The sequence below is a fragment of the Serratia sp. NPDC078593 genome (genome assembly GCF_050268245.1).
Lineage (GTDB): Bacteria > Pseudomonadota > Gammaproteobacteria > Enterobacterales > Enterobacteriaceae > JBNNGK01.
In genome coordinates this window covers 171,275-189,010 of record NZ_JBNNGK010000003.1, presented here as the reverse complement: position 1 = coordinate 189,010, position 17,736 = coordinate 171,275, and the positions used below count along the sequence as shown (strand labels likewise).

Below are 17,736 nucleotides of genomic sequence, written 5' to 3'. Positions count from 1 at the left end.
AAACAGCAGGATTGCGCTAATGGCACCGTGCGGCGCAATCTTCCCGAACCGCAAGGCTAATGAGGAAACCCGATGACACCTGAATCCGTCATGGCGCTCGGCGTCGAAGCGATGAAGGTCGCGCTGGCGCTGGCCGCACCGCTGTTATTGGCCGCCTTGATCAGCGGTTTGGTGGTCAGTTTGCTGCAGGCCGCCACGCAGATTAACGAAATGACGCTGTCGTTCATCCCCAAAATTCTGGCGGTATTCGCGACTATCGTGATCGCCGGGCCGTGGATGCTCAATCTGCTGCTGGATTACATGCGCATGTTATTCAGCAACCTGCCCAACCTGATTGGCTAACCATGCTCACCTTCGACAGCGGACAAATCAGCGTTTGGCTCAGCCACTATTTTTGGCCGTTGCTGCGCGTCTTGGCCTTGATGGCGACCGCGCCGGTATTTAGCGAAAAACAAATCAGTAAAAAGGTGAATATTGGCCTCAGTGGCTTAATCGTTCTGCTGATCGCCCCCACCCTGCCAGCCAACACGGTGGCTATTTTCTCCGTCAGCGGTTTGTGGCTGGCCATCCAGCAAATTTTGATTGGCGTCGCGCTGGGGTTAACCATGCAGTTCGCCTTTGCCGCCGTGCGCACCGCTGGAGAAGTGATCGGTATGCAGATGGGTCTGTCGTTCGCCACTTTTTTTGATCCGTCCGGTGGGCCAAACATGCCGGTGCTGGCTCGCTTACTGAACTTGCTGGCGATGTTACTGTTCCTGGCGTTTGATGGCCATCTGTGGCTGATTTCGCTGTTGGCTGACAGCTTCCACACCCTGCCAATCCAGACACAACCGCTAAACGGCAATGGCTTTTTAGCTTTGACCCAGGCCGGATCGCTGATTTTTATCAACGGATTGATGTTGGCACTGCCACTGATTTGTCTGTTATTAACGCTTAACCTGTCGTTAGGCTTGCTCAACCGCGTTACGCCGCAACTGTCGGTGTTTGTTATCGGCTTCCCGGTGACCATGACCGTCGGCATTCTGACGCTTGGCATGATGATGCCCATGCTGGCGCCGTTCTGCGAACATCTGTTCGGCGAGGTCTTTAATCGGTTAGCCGATGTGATGAGCGGTATGACGCGCTAAAACGCGGTACCGCCGCTCATCATTATTGCATGCCGTTCGGGATGTGATTGGCCTGCTCAGATTAACCGACCGTTCCCACCGTCAACAATAAATTGGCGTAACGCCGCTGTTCACCGGATGCGATAACCAGTAACGTACTGTCTGATTTCACCTGCGCATAGAACGCTTCACGCGGTAAATGATGCACTGCACATGTTTCCGGCAACAGTTTTTGATATTCCTGTTCAATACCGTTGTGAAAATCATCGGGAGAACACATTAATGTCGCGCTCTCCACATTAATGCACAATAACAACTTTTGTAATATGCAGGGTGCAGCCAACATACCTGGCGCGAAATTCAAATAAATCCGCACCGCGTTGCGTGGCGCATGGGTGACAAAAGAATAATTGCTGTCGGCAATTAACAGTTGCGTTTTATGCCCGCACTTCGCCAATGCGCTTAACAGCTCCGGGTGGGTAATATCAGATTTTATCATACGGTACTCCCTAGCCATGCCGGCAGATTACATACGGTAAATGCCGCCATTCACATCAATAGTCGCCCCACTGACAAAACCATCATATTCTGCCGCCAGGAAGGTGATAACGCGTGCAACATCATCGGGAGTGCCCGCCCTGCCCAATGGAATGCCATGAATGGTTTCCTCAGCGGAGGCTTTGGTGGTGTGTTGGTTGTGAAAACGTGTCCCGAGGATCAACCCCGGCGCCACCGCATTCACCCTAATGCCACAAGACCCCAACTCTGCCGCCAATGAGCGTGTCCAGGTTAGCACCGCGCCTTTGGTTGTCGAGTAAGCGAGTGATCCCGAATGGCCGCCAGACCGGCCGGCCAGCGAGGCCAAATTAACAATACTGGCGCCGTTCGGTGCCGATTTTAACCACGGCAATGCACTCTGCGTCACGTTCAACATGGTGGTCATATTCACGTCGATGACCGTCTGCCAGAATTGGCTGTCGATCTCCCCTAACCATTTCCGGGCGATAATTCCCCCGACGTTATTAATCAGAATATCAATCCCCCCTAAAAATTCGCCAGCCGCCGCCACGCACTGCTCGGCGTCTGCGGCCTGCGTCAGATCGGCATAACCGTACGCCGCTCTTTGCCCCAATGCCTGCGCCTGACTCACTAACGTTTTGGGGCCCTCTTCACCGCTAAAATAGTGGATATAAATATCGCAGCCGGCTTTAATCAGATATTCCGCCGTGGTTTTACCGATCCCCTGCTCTGCGCCGGTAATGAAAACTTTTTTACCCGTAAGATTGCCCATATTTATGCCTCTAAAATGATTGTTAACGTAACGCCATTAGGCGTTGATGATGCCTTCTCGCTGTTTGGCACAATAAAAAATGCAGATCACCCCGGTTATCAGTAAACATAAAGACAAAAAGATAAGCCCCGGAATATCGCTACCGCTGAGATCCTTAAGCAACCCGACGGCATAAGGGGCGACAAATCCGCCAACATTGCCGATGCAACTCACCACCGCCAATCCCGCCGCCGCCGACGCGCCGGCTGAAATATTGGCGGGCATTGATAAAAACGGCGGCACCGCGGTATAAATACCTATCGACGCAATACATAAAAAAGAAACGGCAACAAACAGGTTATAGTGAAAGAAGATCACCGCCCCGGCTAATCCCACCGCCGCAACGGCCATGCTGATCCCCGCAAACAGCGCTATTTTTTTGGTTTTGCTGGCCCAAACACTCCAGGGATAAATTAACAACGCTGCCAATCCGTAAGGGATCAAGGCCAGCAGGCTTACCTTGAAGATATCATCACCCGAAATTGAGGTAAGAATAGAAGGCAACCACATACCAAAACCATAAATACCGCAGACCATGCCGAAATTAAGCAGTGCATAGAGGAGATATTTTCTGTTTTTTATCCCGCTAAAAAAATCCGCTAGGGTTATTTTAGAGCCGGACTTTGTCCGTTCGGTACTGCTCATTAGCCAGGCTTTTTCTTCGACATCCAGATAGTGCACATCTTTGGGCGAATTTTTAATAATAAAAGGAATAAACAAGCCGATAATAATCGGCGGGATCCCTTCAATAATAAACAGCAGTTGCCAGGCCTCTAAACCAAACCATCCGTCCTGTATATCTAATATTAAGCCAGAAATAGGTGAACCAATGGCGTTAGATAGCGGTTGTACGATAATAAACAACCCCAATATTTTTGTGCGATACTTCTCTGGGAAAAACACCGTAAAGTAATACACTACAGAGGGGAAAAAGCCGGCTTCACAAACCCCTAACATAAAGCGGCAAATGTATAATTCCATCGGTGTTCTGACAAAGCCAAGCAGGGTTGCGAAGATCCCCCATGAAATAAGTATGCGGGCAAACCACAGCCGGGGGCCAAACTTGATGGTGCCCGCATTACTCGGCACTTCAAACATAAAGTAACCGATGAAAAATATCCCGGACGCAAAACCAAATGCCGATGCAGTTAATCCCAAACTGTCTTCTAGCGCCATCGCCGCGTAAGCCATATTATTACGATCGAGAAACGCCAGAAAATACAGAAGAATCATAATAGGCACGATGTTTATCGTGAGCTTCTTAATCGCACTGCGCTCAATATCTTGCACTGTTCTATTTTTCATTATTGACCACTTAATTATCATTAATAATATCAGGCCACAAAAAAACGTGATAGCCCGCCCAGACATCAGGGATGTTGGTTAATCAACTAAAGATCGGAACTTGAAACTATTATTATCTATTAATCGATGGCAGGATTAATTCATCGTATTTTATCAATACGAATGACGTAATGAATATCCTGCGCTACAACCTATTAAGCCGGTTAAAACAGTACTGTGGTTTGTTATTATTCAGAGATTCCTTTGCGCGCTGGCACGGTAACACCGCACGGAGGATTCACTATCACTCTTGCTCGATATGCTCCGCCCTGACCGACTGGCGACATACTAACGACGGCGGAAAGAGATACTCTTCAGGTTTTAACGTGGCATCATCCATCCGTTTAATCAGGCGCTCGACCATCAGTTGTGCCATTTCTGCCAATGGCGGCATAACCGACGTCAGACTCGGCCTGGCCAGCGCCCCCATCGAGATATTATCGATACCAACAACGGACACATCTTTAGGCACATCAACACCTGCGGTACGCAACCCAAGCAGTAACCCCATGCCAAGCGCATCATTGATCGCCACGATGCCATCAGGGCGCGGAGTCATCGCCAGCACTGTCGTGGCCAGCGCCAGCCCAAGTTCAATCATTTCGCTATCACCATACTCACTGCTGGCCTGACCTTCGATGATCGGTTGCCGCCCTAACAACCGATGGTTCCTAAGTACCGTAAGAAAGCCGTCAATTTTATGGCTGCGGCTTAGCGTCAAGGATGACTCAGTAACAAAGACAATATGCTGACAACCGCGATCAACCAGATGTTGTGCGGCCAGCCTGCCCGCTTCGACGTTATCCATCGACACACTGTCGAACAACGCCGCTTCTGCGTTAATCCGTTCTGACAACCGATTGTCGTAACTGACGATCATCATGCCGCGTTCTGCCGCCGCCACAAAATGGGTCTTTCTCACATCGCTGGCTGCCACGATAATGCCGCGAACGTCATGCGAGAACATATCGGCAATGAATGCACGTTCTTCATCGTCTTGACGATGGGTGGAACTCAGCAACACGCGATAGCGGTATTGCTTGGCAGATAGCTCCACCTCATTAGCCAGAGCCGCAAAACTCGGATTAACAATAGATGGCACCAATAGCCCAATGATGCGCTCTCTTTCCGATTTTGTTTTTTCTGAGGTCCGGTTTGCACGAACAGGATGATAATTGAGTTCGCGTATGGCCTGCTCGATACGAATTCGGGTGTCATTGCTCATCTGATGAATTCGATTATTCAGCACATTCGAAACGCTGCTAATCGAGACCCCCGCTAATTGCGCAACGTCGCGAATATTTGCCATGTTACTCATCCTCATGTTGCCGATGAATCACCGCGCGACCTTTTTATGCCGTTCGACCGTGTCAATATCGAGCAATTTATAAGGGAAAATGGGGGTAAGCAAGCTTCTGCGACATCACCAGACCAGCCTAATGGCGGTTTTGTGAAAATCATCAAGCCGGGGTTGCTGTGTTTACTAAACATAAGGGTTTTGTGGGGATGTTTAGTAGACGAATAGGCGGGCATGTGCGCCACCCAGGCCGGGCATGCCCGGCCACTACGGATTAACACCTTGCCCAGCCGCAACAGGTTATCACCTTGCCTAACGCCGTAGGGGCGTGGCACGCCGCGCCCAATGGGCATCATTCTGGCCGGGCATGCCCGGCCGCATCAGGTTATCACCTTGCCTGACACCGTAGGGGCGTGGCACGCCGCGCCCGATGGGCATCATTCTGGCCGGGCATGCGCGGCCACTACGGGGAACACCCCGCCCGGCCGCAATAGGTTATCACCTGCCTGACTCCGTAGGGGCGTGGCACGCCGCGCCCGGTGGGCATCATTCTGGCCGGGCATGCGCGGCCATTACGGATTAACACCCTGCCCGGCCGCAACAGGTTATCACCTTACCTGACACCGTAGGGGCATGGCACGCCGCGCCCGGTGGGCATCATGCTTAGCCGTATCGGGTAAGCCAGAATCATTTATTGGGGATATAAAAAATGCCCGTCACTCAAAACCTTAGTGGAAGAAAGAGTGACGAGCCAAAGAGTGTACCCGGTTAGAGCATTCCCTGTACGGCTGGCTCGCCGACAGCGTCCTCTCAGTACACCAAAAGGAGCCTGTCGTGCTGGCACGACAGGATAGAACATCGATTAACGATTCATTTGAAACAGCGACATCCCCTGCATATCGCTAAAAGTTTTGTAAGACGCCTGCAGCGCCGCCTGTTGCATAAAGTAAGATGAAATCGCCTCAACCACGTCAACGTCCACCAATGCGCTCAACTGCGCCTGATTGGTCATATCACGGTCTTTGCCAATGGCATCTAGCGTGTCCATTTCCTGCAACTGGGTGCCTAACTCTGCACGCACGCTCAACACGTTATTGTATGAGTTATCCAAACCTCGATTCGCTTTATCTAACGCTGCCGTTACCTGTTCGCGCGTGGCATCATCGGCCCCCTGTAATGGCGTTTTCAACGCATCCAACGCCATATCAATGCTGTCGAACACGTTGGCAACCGGGGTGCTGCCGTCTGGCTCGGGTTTCGGATTGCTGGTCAGCGACATAAAGATCGCATCACCGGTATGGCCGACGGTCATGGTACGGTTTGAGTCGACCTTCTGCTCAATCGGCTGCGAACCGCCCTGATAACTCACCGAACCGTCGGCTTGTTGTTCAAACGGCGGCCGATCGTTTTTAAAACCGGCAAACATATAACGACCATTACCGTCGGTGCTATTAGCCTGACTCAGCAATTGATCTTTCATGCCTTGTAACTGGGTCGCCAACGATTCGCGGTCGTTATCACTCAGCGTGCCGTCACCGGCATTAACGATCAGGGCTTTCATATCCTTGATGCCGCTGGTGACGTTAGATAACACAGTTTCTTCCATCGAGACGCTCTGGCGGGCAAAGGTACGCGCCAACGCATATTGACTGTTTTCCGCCTGCGCCTGTGAAACCATAATCGCCTGCGAAGCCGCTAACGGATCGTCCGACGGGGTCAGCACTTTTTTCCCGCTGGATAGCTGTTGTGCCGATTTCATCCACAACGACTGATTATCAGTAAGGCCGTTCATATTTTGTTGGTACATCATGCTGGTGCTCATACGCATGGTGTGGGCTCCTTATCGTCTCAGCGGATGGACAGTATCGCGTCGAACAGCGAACTGGCAGTCTGAATAACCTGTGCATTGGCCATGTAATACTGCTGAAAACGCAGCAGTTCACCGTATTCTTCATCCAGATTAACGCCAGAAATCGACTGCTGCTGAACGGTCAGCTGTTTAACGATATTATTCTGCGCGGTGCTGTTGCCTTTCGCGGTAGCGGTCTGATTGCCAACATTACTGACCAGGCTGGCATACGCGCCGGTCAAGGTTGCTTTGCCGTCGACCAGTTTTTGGGTTTGTAGATCGAGCAATTTTTTCGCGTTGTCGTTATCACCACGCCCGCCATCTTCACTGCCGGCGGCGGCAATTTTCCCTGCGTCTGAGATCGCAACCTTCAAGCTACCCGCAACGTCGCTGACCGGCTTGACCGTGAAGCTGTCATTTTTTTGTGCGTTGCCGTCAATGCTGACCTGCAAGCCCTCAAACTCCAGCGTAGGTTTACCTGCGGCATCCGTACCCGCCGTCGCCGTGACTTTGGTGTTATCCGACAGGCGGGTGACCTGCCAGTTGCTGCCGTCAAACTCCACCCGGTAATCGCTGGCTTTCACTTTGCCGGTATCGGTGTAGGAAACGCTCAAGGTGGCATCGCCGGTGTTGCGGGTGTTATCGACCACTCGCCCACCGCTAAAGCTGAAGAAATCGCCGCCCGCCTCACCGTTAATGTCAAACCCGTCACGGTGCTGTTGGTTGAAATTATCCGCAATTGCCAAAGCGATCTGACCCAACTGGTTACGTGCGCTGTCCAGTGATTCGCTGCGGAATTTCAATACACCGCTGACGCTGCCGCTGGTGATTTGCCCTTCCGGGATTTCACTGGCACCGTTGCCACGGTTATAGCCCAAGGTAAGACGCGACGGATCTTGGCTGGACGGTACGGCCTCCACCTGATACGCATTGTTGCCCTGCACCAGCGTCAAACCGTTGGCAAAAGAGACGGTGTAAGCATCACCGTCTTGCTGTGTCACCTGTACGCCGACAATCTGATTGAGCTCTGTAACTAATTGATCGCGCTGATCTAATAAGGCATTAGGTTCGCCTCCCCCGCTGCCACGCAGGCGGGTAATATCGTCGTTCAGTTTGGCGATTTGCTGGCTGTAGTTATTGATTTGTACCGCACTGTCGCTCAACTGCTGGTTCACACCACTTTCCATATCGCGCAGATATTTATCGGTGTTGTTAAACTGGTTCACTAAGCCGTTAGCTTTACCCAACACGGTGTTACGTGAGGCGTCATCCCCGGCGTTACTGACCAGATTTTGCAGGTTGCTGAAAAAATCTTGCATGCTGGTCGACAAGGTATTGGTTTTATCCGCCAATAGATTGTCGATTTGCGACACTTTTTCATAATAAGCATTGTGCGCGCCAGCCTGACTTTGTGCGCCGCGTAATTGATTGGTAATGAATTGATTATATTCGCGGTTAACGCTAGTTACGGTGACACCATTACCGATAAAACCAGACATCGTGCCCATGCCGCCATTTTGCGCCAGGATCGCCGTTTGACGGTTGTAACCGGCAACGTTGTAATTGGAGATATTGTTACTGACGGTGCTGAGTGCCACCTGCGCCGCATTCAGACCACTCATCGCGGTATTGATTAAACTATTGGACATAGAGGTTCCTTGTGCTGCGGTGCCGGTGGCCCACAGAGTTTCATCATTCTGCTGAACATCTCCGCTCAGCCTGACTGGGTTATCGACCCAAAAGCACAAAACTTGAGGGAAAATTGATTTCGGGTTATTCGTTATGGCCGCAGGGTGTTCGACCGCACCACACCAGTCCGGCATCGCAGGGCGTGGCATGCCGAAGGCCGGGCGTGCCCGGCCACTACGGGTTATCACCTTGCCTGATTCCGTAGGGGCGTGGCACGCCGCGCCCGGTGGATATCATTCTGGCTGGGCGTGCCGAAGGCCGGGCGTGCCCGGCCACTACCGGGGTATCACCTTGCCTGATTCCGTAGGGGCGTGGCATGCCGCGCCCGGTGGATATCATTCTGGCTGGGCGTACCGAAGGCCGGGCGTGCCCGGCCACTACGGGGTATCACCTTGCCTGATTCCGTAGGGGCGTGGCACGCCGCGCCCGGTGGATATCATTCTGGCTGGGCGTACCGAAGGCCGGGCGTACCGAAGGCCGGGCATGCCCGGCCACTACGGGGTATCACCTTGCCTGATTCCGTAGGGGCGTGGCATGCCGCGCCCGGTGGATATCATTCTGATCGGCCGTGCCCCAAGCTGGGCATGCCGAAGGCCGGGCGTGACCGGCCACTACAGGGTATCTCCCTGCCTGACAGCGTAGGGGCGTGGCACGCCGCGCCCGGTGGATATCATTCTGGCTGGGCGTACCGAAGGCCGGGCGTGCCCGGCCACTACGGGTATCTCCCTGCCTGACAGCATCGGGCGCGGCATAGCCCGACCGATGAACATCACCCTGTCGTGCCCGCGAGGTATCAGAATAAGTCTTTCAAATCGTGGGTATAGGCTTTTGCTAGCTGCTCACCCGCATTTTTGATTTGTTGGATCACACCGATCAGTTTCTTGGCATACTGTGGATCGGTGGCATAACCTGCCTGTTGCAACGCATGCGCGGCCTGCTCTGGGCTGCGGGCGCTGGCCACGTTGGCATAACGCGGGTTATTGGTCAGTAATTTGACGTAATCCGCGATCGCCTCCACATAAGAACCATACACCCGAAAACGCGCTTTGATTTTCTTCGCCGCGCCCTGTTCGAACTCGGTGGTGGTGATTTCCGTCACCGGGCCATTCCAGTTGCTGCCCGCCTTAATGCCAAACAGGTTATAACTCGGGGCACCTTCGGCAGTCGGGATCTCGCGCTGCCCCCAACCCGACTCCAGTGCCGCCTGCGCCATAATAAGCTGATGAGGAATGCCACTTTGTTGGCTGGCGAGCCGCGTTGGCATCGACAAACGGGCCACAAAGTTACCGTTATTCAACGGCAACGACGTAGGCGGCGGTTGTGGCATCGCACGTCGTACCCTCTGCTCTAACGCCTGATTCGCCAACGCTGGCAATCTGTCCTTATTGAACGTCAACGCGGTAGGCGAAAAGTCCTCCAACGCCATCGGCACGGTGCCAGCCGTTTCACTGGGTCTGGCCACCGTATGGCTCAATTGCTTGACCATCATGTCGGCCAAACCTAACCCTTTCTGCGACATCTGCTGGGCGATTTGCTGATCGTACAGCGAGGTGTATAAGCGGGTCTGATCGCTGCTGAATGCCCCCCCCTGCGGCAGGGCAGCACGCATGCTTTTCAGCATCATCTGTACGAACATCCCTTCCACCTGCTGCGCCACCTGTTTCACATTGCCGTGCGGATCGGCCGCCGCGGCCGTTTTCAGCCCGTTCAGCGCCTGAGCGTCATACGCCGCGCCGGATAAACTCATCACATCGCGGTTCATCAGATAATTTCCAACTTGGCGCGCAAGCACCCGGCACTCTGCATGGCCTGCAGAATCGACATCAGATCGTTCGGTGTCGCACCCAGCGCGTTCAATGCGCGGATCACATTGTTCAGATTGGCACTGGCATTCACTTTTTGCAGCGAACCGCCCTGCTGTTGCAACGAAATCTGTGTGTTAGGCGTCACTACCGTCTGCCCGCCGCCGAACGGCGTATCAGGCTGACTGACGGTATTTTGGCGATCGACCACCACCGATAGATTACCTTGCGCTACCGCACAAGAATCCAGCACCACATTACGGTTCATGACCACCGATCCGGTCCGCGAATTAATGATCACCTTGGCATCCATCACGCCCACGTTGACGTTGATATTTTGAATCTCAGCCAGAAAACGTACCTGGGAACTGTTGCCCGCGGGCACCAACACATTGATGGTGCGCGCATCAAGCGGCGTCGCGGTGCCCGACCCGCGCTGGCGGTTGATGGCATCACTGATCTTTTGCGCCAGCGTGAAATCGTCATCATTCAGTTGCAGGTTGATCTCATTGCCTTGACCAAAGGTGGTGGGCAATTCACGCTCGATCACCGCCCCGTTGCTGATACGTCCACCGTTCAGTTGATTGACCTGCACACTACTGCCCCCCGCCGCCGCACCGGCGCCGCCGACCAGCACATTACCTTGCGCCAGCGCATACACTTGGTTATCCACCCCTTTCAGCGGTGTCATTAACAGCGTACCGCCGCGCAGGCTTTTGGCGTTGCCCATTGACGACACCACCACATCAATATTCTGCCCGGCGCGCGCGAACGGCGGCAGTTTGGCGGTCACCATCACCGCAGCCACATTTTTTAACTGCATGTTGGTGCCCGGCGGTACGGTGATCCCCAGTTGCGACAGCATATTGCTCAGGCTCTGGGTGGTGAATGGCGTTTGCATGGTCTGATCGCCGGAACCGTCCAACCCCACCACCAGCCCGTAGCCGATCAGCGCGTTATCACGCACCCCTTGCACCGTCACCAGGTCGCGGATGCGTTCCGCCGCCGCCGGCAAGCTGACTGCCGTCATCGCCAGCGCAATCAGTAAAGTTTTCAGCATCAGTCAATCCTTAGAACGGTGAGATATTTAAGAAAAAGCGTTGTAACCAACCCATGGTCTGCGCTTCATTGATGTAGCCGTTGCCGACATATTCAATACGTGCGTCTGCCACTTGGGTTGAGGTCACCGAGTTATTGCCGCTGATGGTGCGCGGGTTCACTACGCCCGAGAAGCGGATAAATTCGGTGCCTTGGTTAATGGCGATTTGTTTTTCCCCGACGACATGCAGGTTACCGTTAGCCAATAGCTGATTGACGGTAACGGTAATGGTGCCGTTGAAGGTGTTATTGGCATTCGCCCCGCCTTTGCCACCAAAGCTGCTGTCACCGGACATTTCCATATCAGCGCGCGCGTTACCGAACAGGCCATCGAGGTAGCGCGGTGCGGTTGCCACGCCAAACTTGCTGCTACCGTTACGGCTGGCGTTGGCAGATGAACTTTTGCTGGCACTGACGTTTTCTTGCAGCACGATGGTCAAGGTGTCACCGATGTTGCGCGGACGGCGATCTTCAAACAGCGGCTGATAGCCGTAATTCATCGGTTGCACCGTTTGAAAAATCGCGCCATTCGGCATCGGTGCGCTCGCGGGCGCAGGCTGGGCGGAGGTGGTGCCTTCAACCAACGGTTTATGGGGAATATAGGCACAGCCGCCGAGGGTGAGCATCAGCATCGCAGCCAGCGCGCGTTTTCCTTGCTGCGGCAGGTTCGCCGCCAAAAATGTGGTGACCACAAATATCGCCTTTGTTTACGAGGGGGTGACAACGGGCGTAGCAGGCTACGCCCCGGCGCCATCAGCGCCTGCGTCGCTTACAGTTGCGTCAGTTTTTGCAGCATTTGGTCGGAAGTCGATACCGCCTTGCTGTTAATTTCATAGGCACGCTGCACCTGGATCATGTTGACCAGTTCCTCCGCGACGTTCACGTTGGAGGTCTCAACATAGCCTTGATATAACAGCCCCGCGCCATTCAAGCCCGGCGTGCTCTCATTCGGTGCCCCTGAGCTTTGGGTTTCCTGATACAGGTTCTCACCCACGCTTTCCAGACCGCTGTCATTGATAAAGGTGGTGAGCGTCAGTTGCCCAACCTGTTGCGCCGCCGTCTGCCCCTGTTGCGTGACGCTGACGATGCCGTCGCGCCCCACGGTAATACTCAGCGCATTAGCCGGAATGGTGATGGCCGGTTGTACCTGGAAGCCGCTGGCCGTCACCAGTTGGCCATTCTGATCGATCTGGAATGAACCATCACGGGTGTATGCCTGGCTGCCGTCCGGCAACATCACCTGAAAATAGCCCTGCCCTTTGATGGCGACGTCTTTGCTGTTGTTGGTCTGCGAGAGGTTACCCTGGCTGTGCAGACGCTCAGTGGCCACAGGCCGCACGCCGGTGCCGATCTGTAAACCCGACGGCAACGTCGTTTGTTCAGAGGACTGGGCACCCGGCTGGCGCATGGTTTGATACAGTAAGTCTTCAAATACCGCACGTTGGCGTTTAAACCCGTTGGTACTGACGTTCGCCAGGTTGTTGGCGATCACGTCCATGTTGGTCTGTTGCGCGTCCAGACCGGTTTTCGCAATCCATAATGAGGGGATCATGGGGTTTTCCTTAGCTCATTGATAACAATGAATTGGCTCGTTGTTCGTTTTCATCCACGCTGTGAATGACTTTCATCTGCATTTCAAAACGTCGGGCGTTGGCAATCATGTCCACCATGGTTTCCATCGGCTTAACGTTGCTGCCCTCAATCACCCCCGGCATCACCCGTACCAGCGGATCGTTCGGCAGTTGGTTACCCCGCTGTTGCTGGGTTTCCGGTGTCAGATGAAACAAACCGTCGTCACCGCGCATCACTTCGCTGCCCGCCGCCTTGACCAGTTTCAGTCGACCAATTTGCGCGATGGTGTTGGGGGGATCGCCCGGGTTGAGCGCCGAGATGGTGCCGTCAGCGGCAATCGTAATTTCAGCCTGCGGTGGCACCTCAATCGGACCACCGTCACCCAGCAGTGGTAATCCCTGCACCGTCAACTGCCCGGTGGCGGAGATCTGAATATTGCCGTTGCGGCTATAGGCTTCACTGCCATCCGGCTGCTGTAACGCCAGAAAACCATCTTGTTGTAATGCCACATCCAACGGGCGGGCGGTGTAGTTCAGCGCACCTTGGCTCATATCGGCACCTGGGGTCGAGGCCGTAACCAGCGTCCGCGTTGGCAGGCTGGGGCCGTCAACCGGTACCGCTCGCAGTGCCGCCAACTGCGCGCGAAACCCCGGCGTCGAGACATTAGCCAAGTTATTCGCGGTAATCGCTTGCTGGTCCAACGTCTGGCGCGCCGCACCCATGGCGGTATAAATCGCGTGGTCCATTTGCTATCCCTTACGGCGATTAACGCAGGCTAACCAGCGTTTGCAGAATAGAATCCTGCGTTTTGATGGTCTGGGCATTCGACTGATAGTTACGCTGTGCAACAATCATGTTGACCAATTCTTGGCTGAGATCGACGTTAGACGCTTCCAACGCGCCGCTGGTCAGGTTGCCAAAACCGCCACCGCCTGCGACACCCACGCGTGCCTGGCCCGATGCGCCAGTTTCCTGCCAGACGTTGTCGCCTTTCGATTGCAGCCCCTCAGGGTTAGAGAAGTTGGCTAATACGATTTGCCCCAAGACCTGTTTTTGCTGGTTGGAGTAAATCCCCACCACGGTGCCATCTTTTTCAATCTGGAAGTTGTTGTATTCGCCGGCGGTATAGCCATCCTGGCCTACTTTGCTGACCGAGTCGCTGCCGACGTTCTGCTGCATACTCCCGGCAAAGCTGAGGGCGAAGGTTTGCGCCGGCGCACCGTCTTTGGCCGACATCGGGATCGTCAGGTTGAAATCAGCGGTCGCCGCGCCGGTCGCATCCAGCGTTTCAGTCAGCGTACCGCTTTCATTGAAGTTCAGGCTGCCCGCTTTGGCGGCGGGTGCGCCCGTCACGCTGCCATCTTGGGTGTAGACATCCCATTTGTTGTCGGCGGTTTTCACAAAGTAGGCATTGATGTTATGCGCATTACCCAGCGAATCGTAGGTAGTAATGGTGTTAACGTAGTTATAAGAATCCGATTTGTTCGGATCGAATGTCGCATTAGCCGGTACGTTGTGGGTCGATTTCAGGTTAGTGACCATGCTGCCTGAAGTGGTCGCTTTCGCGTTCATCATGCCTTCCGGGATGCTCAACGGCACCGGATCGGCCCCTTGTTGAATGGTCGGCGGCGTGCCGGTGGCCGGGTAGCCAGTCAGGTTCAATCCCTGCATATTGACCAGATTACGGTTCTCATCCAGTTTAAACTGGCCGTTACGGCTGTAGAAAATGCCGCCATCGCTGTCCTGCATGCGGAAGAAGCCATTTTCGGTAATCGCCACATCCAGCGCCCGATTGGTGCTGGTGGTGGTGCCGCCGTTAAAGTTCTGCGTAATACCGGCTACCTTAACGCCCAGCCCCACCTGTGAACCGGCAAACATATCGGCAAAGGAAACGCTGCCGGACTTGAAACCGGCGGTCGCGGAGTTGGCAATGTTATTGCCGATAACGTCCAGATTAGTGGCGGCGGCATTTAAACCGCTAACTGCCTGAGAAAAGGCCATGTGTAGTCTCCAAAAAAAGCAAATAAATGAATTGAAATAGCCGAAGCTGACATGACGGCGTGGCGTTGTTATAGAATCTGTCGCACATCTTCCAATGACGCGCTGCCCGCCAAGCCAAGATCCAGTTTCGCGCCGTCACCGTTACGGGTGACGCCGTTGACGATGGCAAAACGCAGTGGATTTACCACCAACTGTTCGCCATTGCTTTTAGCATTCACCGCCACGGTATAAGCGCCGTCCGGGGCGTTGGTGCCGTCTTCTAACGTGCCGTCCCAGGTAAATGAATGCACCCCAGCCGTCAGGCCGCCGATCTCAATGGTGCGGACCACTTTACCCGTAGCATCGCTGATGGTGGCGGTCACGCTGTCGGCCGCACGTTGGAGTTCCACGCCAAACGGTGTGGTGCTGACGTTACCGTCTTTGCTCCCGACCAAAATGTCTTTGCCCGGCACCATCACGCCATGGCCGATCAGCGCGGTGGCCTGTAAGGACTGGTTGTTATTGATCTGACCCGATATTGATCCCAGTGTAGTGTTCAGTTTTTCGATGCCGCTCACGGTGTTGATCTGTGCGAGCTGCGAGGTCAGTTCATTGTTCTGCATCGGATTGGTGGGATCTTGGTTTTTGAGTTGCGCCACCAGCAGCGTCAGGAAACTGTTATGCAGATCTTGGCTGGTGTTGCCACCGACACCGCTTTTGGCGTTAACGCCCGCGACGGTGTTGTCCAGTGGTTCATTGGTGGTTGCGGCAATGCCCATGGGAAGCTCCGGTTATTGACCCAGCGTCAGGGTTTTCATCATCATGGATTTGGTGGTGTTGAGGACTTCAACATTGGCCTGATAGCTGCGTGAGGCAGAGATGGTATTCACCATTTCCCCCACCACATCAACATTCGGCATGCGCACGTAGCCTTTGGCATCGGCCAGCGGGTTACCCGGCTGAAATACCAACCGTGCCGGTGCCGGATCGTCGACAACCTGCGCGACGCGCACGCCGCCGGTGGCTTGCCCGGGCGCAGCGGCCACTTCAAACACCACCTGTTTGGCACGATACGGCTGCCCGTCCGGCCCGGTGACGCTGTCCGCATTAGCCATGTTGCTGGCGCTGACGTTCAGGCGTTGTGATTGCGCCGACAGCGCGGAACCTGAAATATCAAAAATATTAAGTAAAGACATACGCCTTATCCTTGTTGTAATACGGACATCATTCCTTTGATCTGGCCGTTAAGCAGCGTCAAATCGGTCTGATATTTCAAGCTGTTATCGGCGAAATTGGTACGCTCACGATCCATATCGACCGTATTGCCATCTATCGAAGGCTGATCCGGTACCCGGAACAATAAATCCAACTGCGGCGGCTGCACTTTCTGCGCCGGAATGTGTCGCGCTGAGGTCAAACTTAGCGCCACGCCGCTGCCGCTGGCGCGCCCTTGCGCCATCACCTTGTTCAATTGACTGGCGAAATCAATGTCCCGCGCCTGATAGCCCGGGGTGTCTGCGTTGGCAATATTGCCCGCCAAGATTTCCTGCCGCTGGGCGCGCAGGTTCAGCGCCTCTTGACCAAAACGCAGAGCAGCGTCCAGTTTGTCGAGCATGCTCCCTCACGAGGTTAGAATTTGGAGCCGACAGCTTAAACGCCCCTATTGCTAGCCGATCGTCAGAATAAGGGCAAAATGCAGCGCTATTTGTCTGCTTAACCTGTGCACACTCCGAGTACACTGGTGCCCGTGATGATGGACGTGACGGCTGGGCCGATCAGCGCTGTGAGGGTGAAATTTGAAGAGGACGGGATGAAAGTCAATACGTTGATGCTGATGGCGCTCTTACTGAGCCTGAGCGCCCGCGCCGAAGATTTTGCCACGCAGGTCGAACACTTCATCAAGGATCAGTTCCTCGACAGCCCGGTACAGGTAAACGTCTTGGTGCGCACACCAGCAGCACAGTGGCCCGCCTGCGCATTGCCACAGTTGACGCTGGCGAGTAACGCCCGCCGCTGGGGTAACATCAGTATTTCGGCGCGCTGCGGGCAACAACGCCACTTTATTCAGGCGCAGGTGCAGGTGACTGGCGACTATTGGGTGTCAGCACGCAGCATCCGTGCAGGTAGCACGCTGACATCAGCCGACATAAAGCGTAAAACCGGCCGTTTAGATACCTTGCCGCCGCGCGTATTGGTTGACGGCCGCAGAGCCTTGGGGGCGGTCAGTTTGCGTAATATTAGCCCCGGACAACCGATGATGTTGACGATGTTACGACGTGCTTGGGTGATTAAGGCCGGGCAGTCGGTGCAGGTGATCACGCAAGGGGGCGGTTTTACGGTGAGCGGAAGCGGTAAGGCAATGAACAACGCCGCCGCTGATGATGCTGCCCGGGTGCGCATGGCTTCGGGTAAAATCGTCAACGGTACCGCCGCTGACGATGGCACCGTCCACATTACGTTATAAAAAAGTAAAGGTTTGCCAACGCTGGCCGATACTATATCCAAGATGATTCAAGTTGCTTGCAGGCGGCTACTGAATGAGTCCTTGGCAGCATAGTCCACTATGTGACCAGGGTGAAGCCAGACAGCAACATCCAAGCAACGTGAAATATGAAAGGTATAAAACCTATTTAACGCCTTCCTGGGCAAGCCGCCAATATGCGGTGGTG

General features: G+C 54.3%; 18 protein-coding genes. 3 read left to right on the top strand and 15 right to left on the bottom strand.

What is annotated here, in order from left to right:
* The first annotated feature begins 72 nt into the window (after positions 1 to 72).
* Positions 73 to 342: a flagellar biosynthesis protein FliQ gene (gene fliQ, locus ACQKDS_RS05005; protein ID WP_399666593.1), complete on the top strand. Its 270-nt coding sequence runs from the start codon at positions 73 to 75 to the stop codon at positions 340 to 342.
* 2 nt (positions 343 to 344) lie between these two features.
* Complete coding sequence (fliR, locus tag ACQKDS_RS05000; protein WP_399666596.1) at positions 345 to 1,127, top strand: flagellar biosynthetic protein FliR; 783 nt, start codon at positions 345 to 347, stop codon at positions 1,125 to 1,127.
* A gap of 61 nt (positions 1,128 to 1,188) precedes the next feature.
* Here fliR and ACQKDS_RS04995 read toward each other — a convergent pair whose 3' ends face one another.
* From ACQKDS_RS04995 to flgB, 15 genes are all read right to left on the bottom strand, one after another.
* The gene (locus ACQKDS_RS04995; RefSeq protein ID WP_399666599.1) at positions 1,189 to 1,605 is read right to left on the bottom strand and encodes an RbsD/FucU family protein; all 417 of its coding nucleotides are present in this window, start codon (positions 1,603 to 1,605) and stop codon (positions 1,189 to 1,191) included.
* Between the two features lie 27 nt (positions 1,606 to 1,632).
* Complete coding sequence (locus ACQKDS_RS04990) at positions 1,633 to 2,397, bottom strand: SDR family NAD(P)-dependent oxidoreductase (RefSeq protein WP_399666603.1); 765 nt, start codon at positions 2,395 to 2,397, stop codon at positions 1,633 to 1,635.
* A gap of 36 nt (positions 2,398 to 2,433) precedes the next feature.
* Positions 2,434 to 3,741 carry an MFS transporter gene (locus tag ACQKDS_RS04985; RefSeq protein ID WP_399666606.1) on the bottom strand — a complete coding sequence of 436 codons (1,308 nt, stop codon included), beginning with the start codon at positions 3,739 to 3,741 and terminating at the stop codon, positions 2,434 to 2,436.
* Positions 3,742 to 4,024: 283 nt separating this feature from the next.
* The gene (locus ACQKDS_RS04980; RefSeq protein WP_399666609.1) at positions 4,025 to 5,089 is read right to left on the bottom strand and encodes a LacI family DNA-binding transcriptional regulator; all 1,065 of its coding nucleotides are present in this window, start codon (positions 5,087 to 5,089) and stop codon (positions 4,025 to 4,027) included.
* Positions 5,090 to 5,939: 850 nt separating this feature from the next.
* On the bottom strand, positions 5,940 to 6,905 hold the full coding sequence (flgL, locus tag ACQKDS_RS04975; protein ID WP_399666612.1) for a flagellar hook-associated protein FlgL: 966 nt from the start codon (positions 6,903 to 6,905) through the stop codon (positions 5,940 to 5,942).
* A 20-nt stretch (positions 6,906 to 6,925) separates the two neighbouring features.
* Positions 6,926 to 8,575 carry a flagellar hook-associated protein FlgK gene (flgK, locus tag ACQKDS_RS04970; RefSeq protein WP_399666615.1) on the bottom strand — a complete coding sequence of 550 codons (1,650 nt, stop codon included), beginning with the start codon at positions 8,573 to 8,575 and terminating at the stop codon, positions 6,926 to 6,928.
* 833 nt (positions 8,576 to 9,408) lie between these two features.
* Positions 9,409 to 10,377 (bottom strand): flagellar assembly peptidoglycan hydrolase FlgJ, encoded by a 969-nt coding sequence (gene flgJ / locus ACQKDS_RS04965; protein ID WP_399666618.1) that lies wholly within the window; start codon positions 10,375 to 10,377, stop codon positions 9,409 to 9,411.
* Positions 10,377 to 11,477 carry a flagellar basal body P-ring protein FlgI gene (locus ACQKDS_RS04960; RefSeq protein WP_399666621.1) on the bottom strand — a complete coding sequence of 367 codons (1,101 nt, stop codon included), beginning with the start codon at positions 11,475 to 11,477 and terminating at the stop codon, positions 10,377 to 10,379. Before ACQKDS_RS04960 ends, flgJ begins: the two co-directional genes overlap by 1 nt.
* 10 nt (positions 11,478 to 11,487) lie before the next feature.
* Complete coding sequence (flgH, locus tag ACQKDS_RS04955) at positions 11,488 to 12,147, bottom strand: flagellar basal body L-ring protein FlgH (RefSeq protein WP_399667083.1); 660 nt, start codon at positions 12,145 to 12,147, stop codon at positions 11,488 to 11,490.
* Positions 12,148 to 12,284: 137 nt separating this feature from the next.
* A complete protein-coding gene (gene flgG, locus ACQKDS_RS04950) occupies positions 12,285 to 13,067 on the bottom strand; it encodes a flagellar basal-body rod protein FlgG (protein ID WP_399666624.1) in 783 nt (260 codons plus the stop codon).
* 10 nt (positions 13,068 to 13,077) lie between these two features.
* Positions 13,078 to 13,833 carry a flagellar basal body rod protein FlgF gene (locus ACQKDS_RS04945; protein WP_399666627.1) on the bottom strand — a complete coding sequence of 252 codons (756 nt, stop codon included), beginning with the start codon at positions 13,831 to 13,833 and terminating at the stop codon, positions 13,078 to 13,080.
* A gap of 19 nt (positions 13,834 to 13,852) precedes the next feature.
* Entirely contained in the window at positions 13,853 to 15,088 is a 1,236-nt protein-coding gene (gene flgE / locus ACQKDS_RS04940) for a flagellar hook protein FlgE (RefSeq protein ID WP_399666629.1), read from the bottom strand.
* A 68-nt stretch (positions 15,089 to 15,156) separates the two neighbouring features.
* Complete coding sequence (flgD, locus tag ACQKDS_RS04935; RefSeq protein WP_399666632.1) at positions 15,157 to 15,846, bottom strand: flagellar hook assembly protein FlgD; 690 nt, start codon at positions 15,844 to 15,846, stop codon at positions 15,157 to 15,159.
* A 12-nt stretch (positions 15,847 to 15,858) separates the two neighbouring features.
* The gene (gene flgC / locus ACQKDS_RS04930) at positions 15,859 to 16,263 is read right to left on the bottom strand and encodes a flagellar basal body rod protein FlgC (RefSeq protein WP_399666635.1); all 405 of its coding nucleotides are present in this window, start codon (positions 16,261 to 16,263) and stop codon (positions 15,859 to 15,861) included.
* Between the two features lie 5 nt (positions 16,264 to 16,268).
* Complete coding sequence (flgB, locus tag ACQKDS_RS04925; protein ID WP_399666638.1) at positions 16,269 to 16,682, bottom strand: flagellar basal body rod protein FlgB; 414 nt, start codon at positions 16,680 to 16,682, stop codon at positions 16,269 to 16,271.
* Between the two features lie 195 nt (positions 16,683 to 16,877).
* On the opposite strand from flgB, the gene flgA reads away from it, so the two are divergent.
* The gene (gene flgA, locus ACQKDS_RS04920; protein ID WP_399667086.1) at positions 16,878 to 17,531 is read left to right on the top strand and encodes a flagellar basal body P-ring formation chaperone FlgA; all 654 of its coding nucleotides are present in this window, start codon (positions 16,878 to 16,880) and stop codon (positions 17,529 to 17,531) included.
* Positions 17,532 to 17,736: the final 205 nt, after the last annotated feature.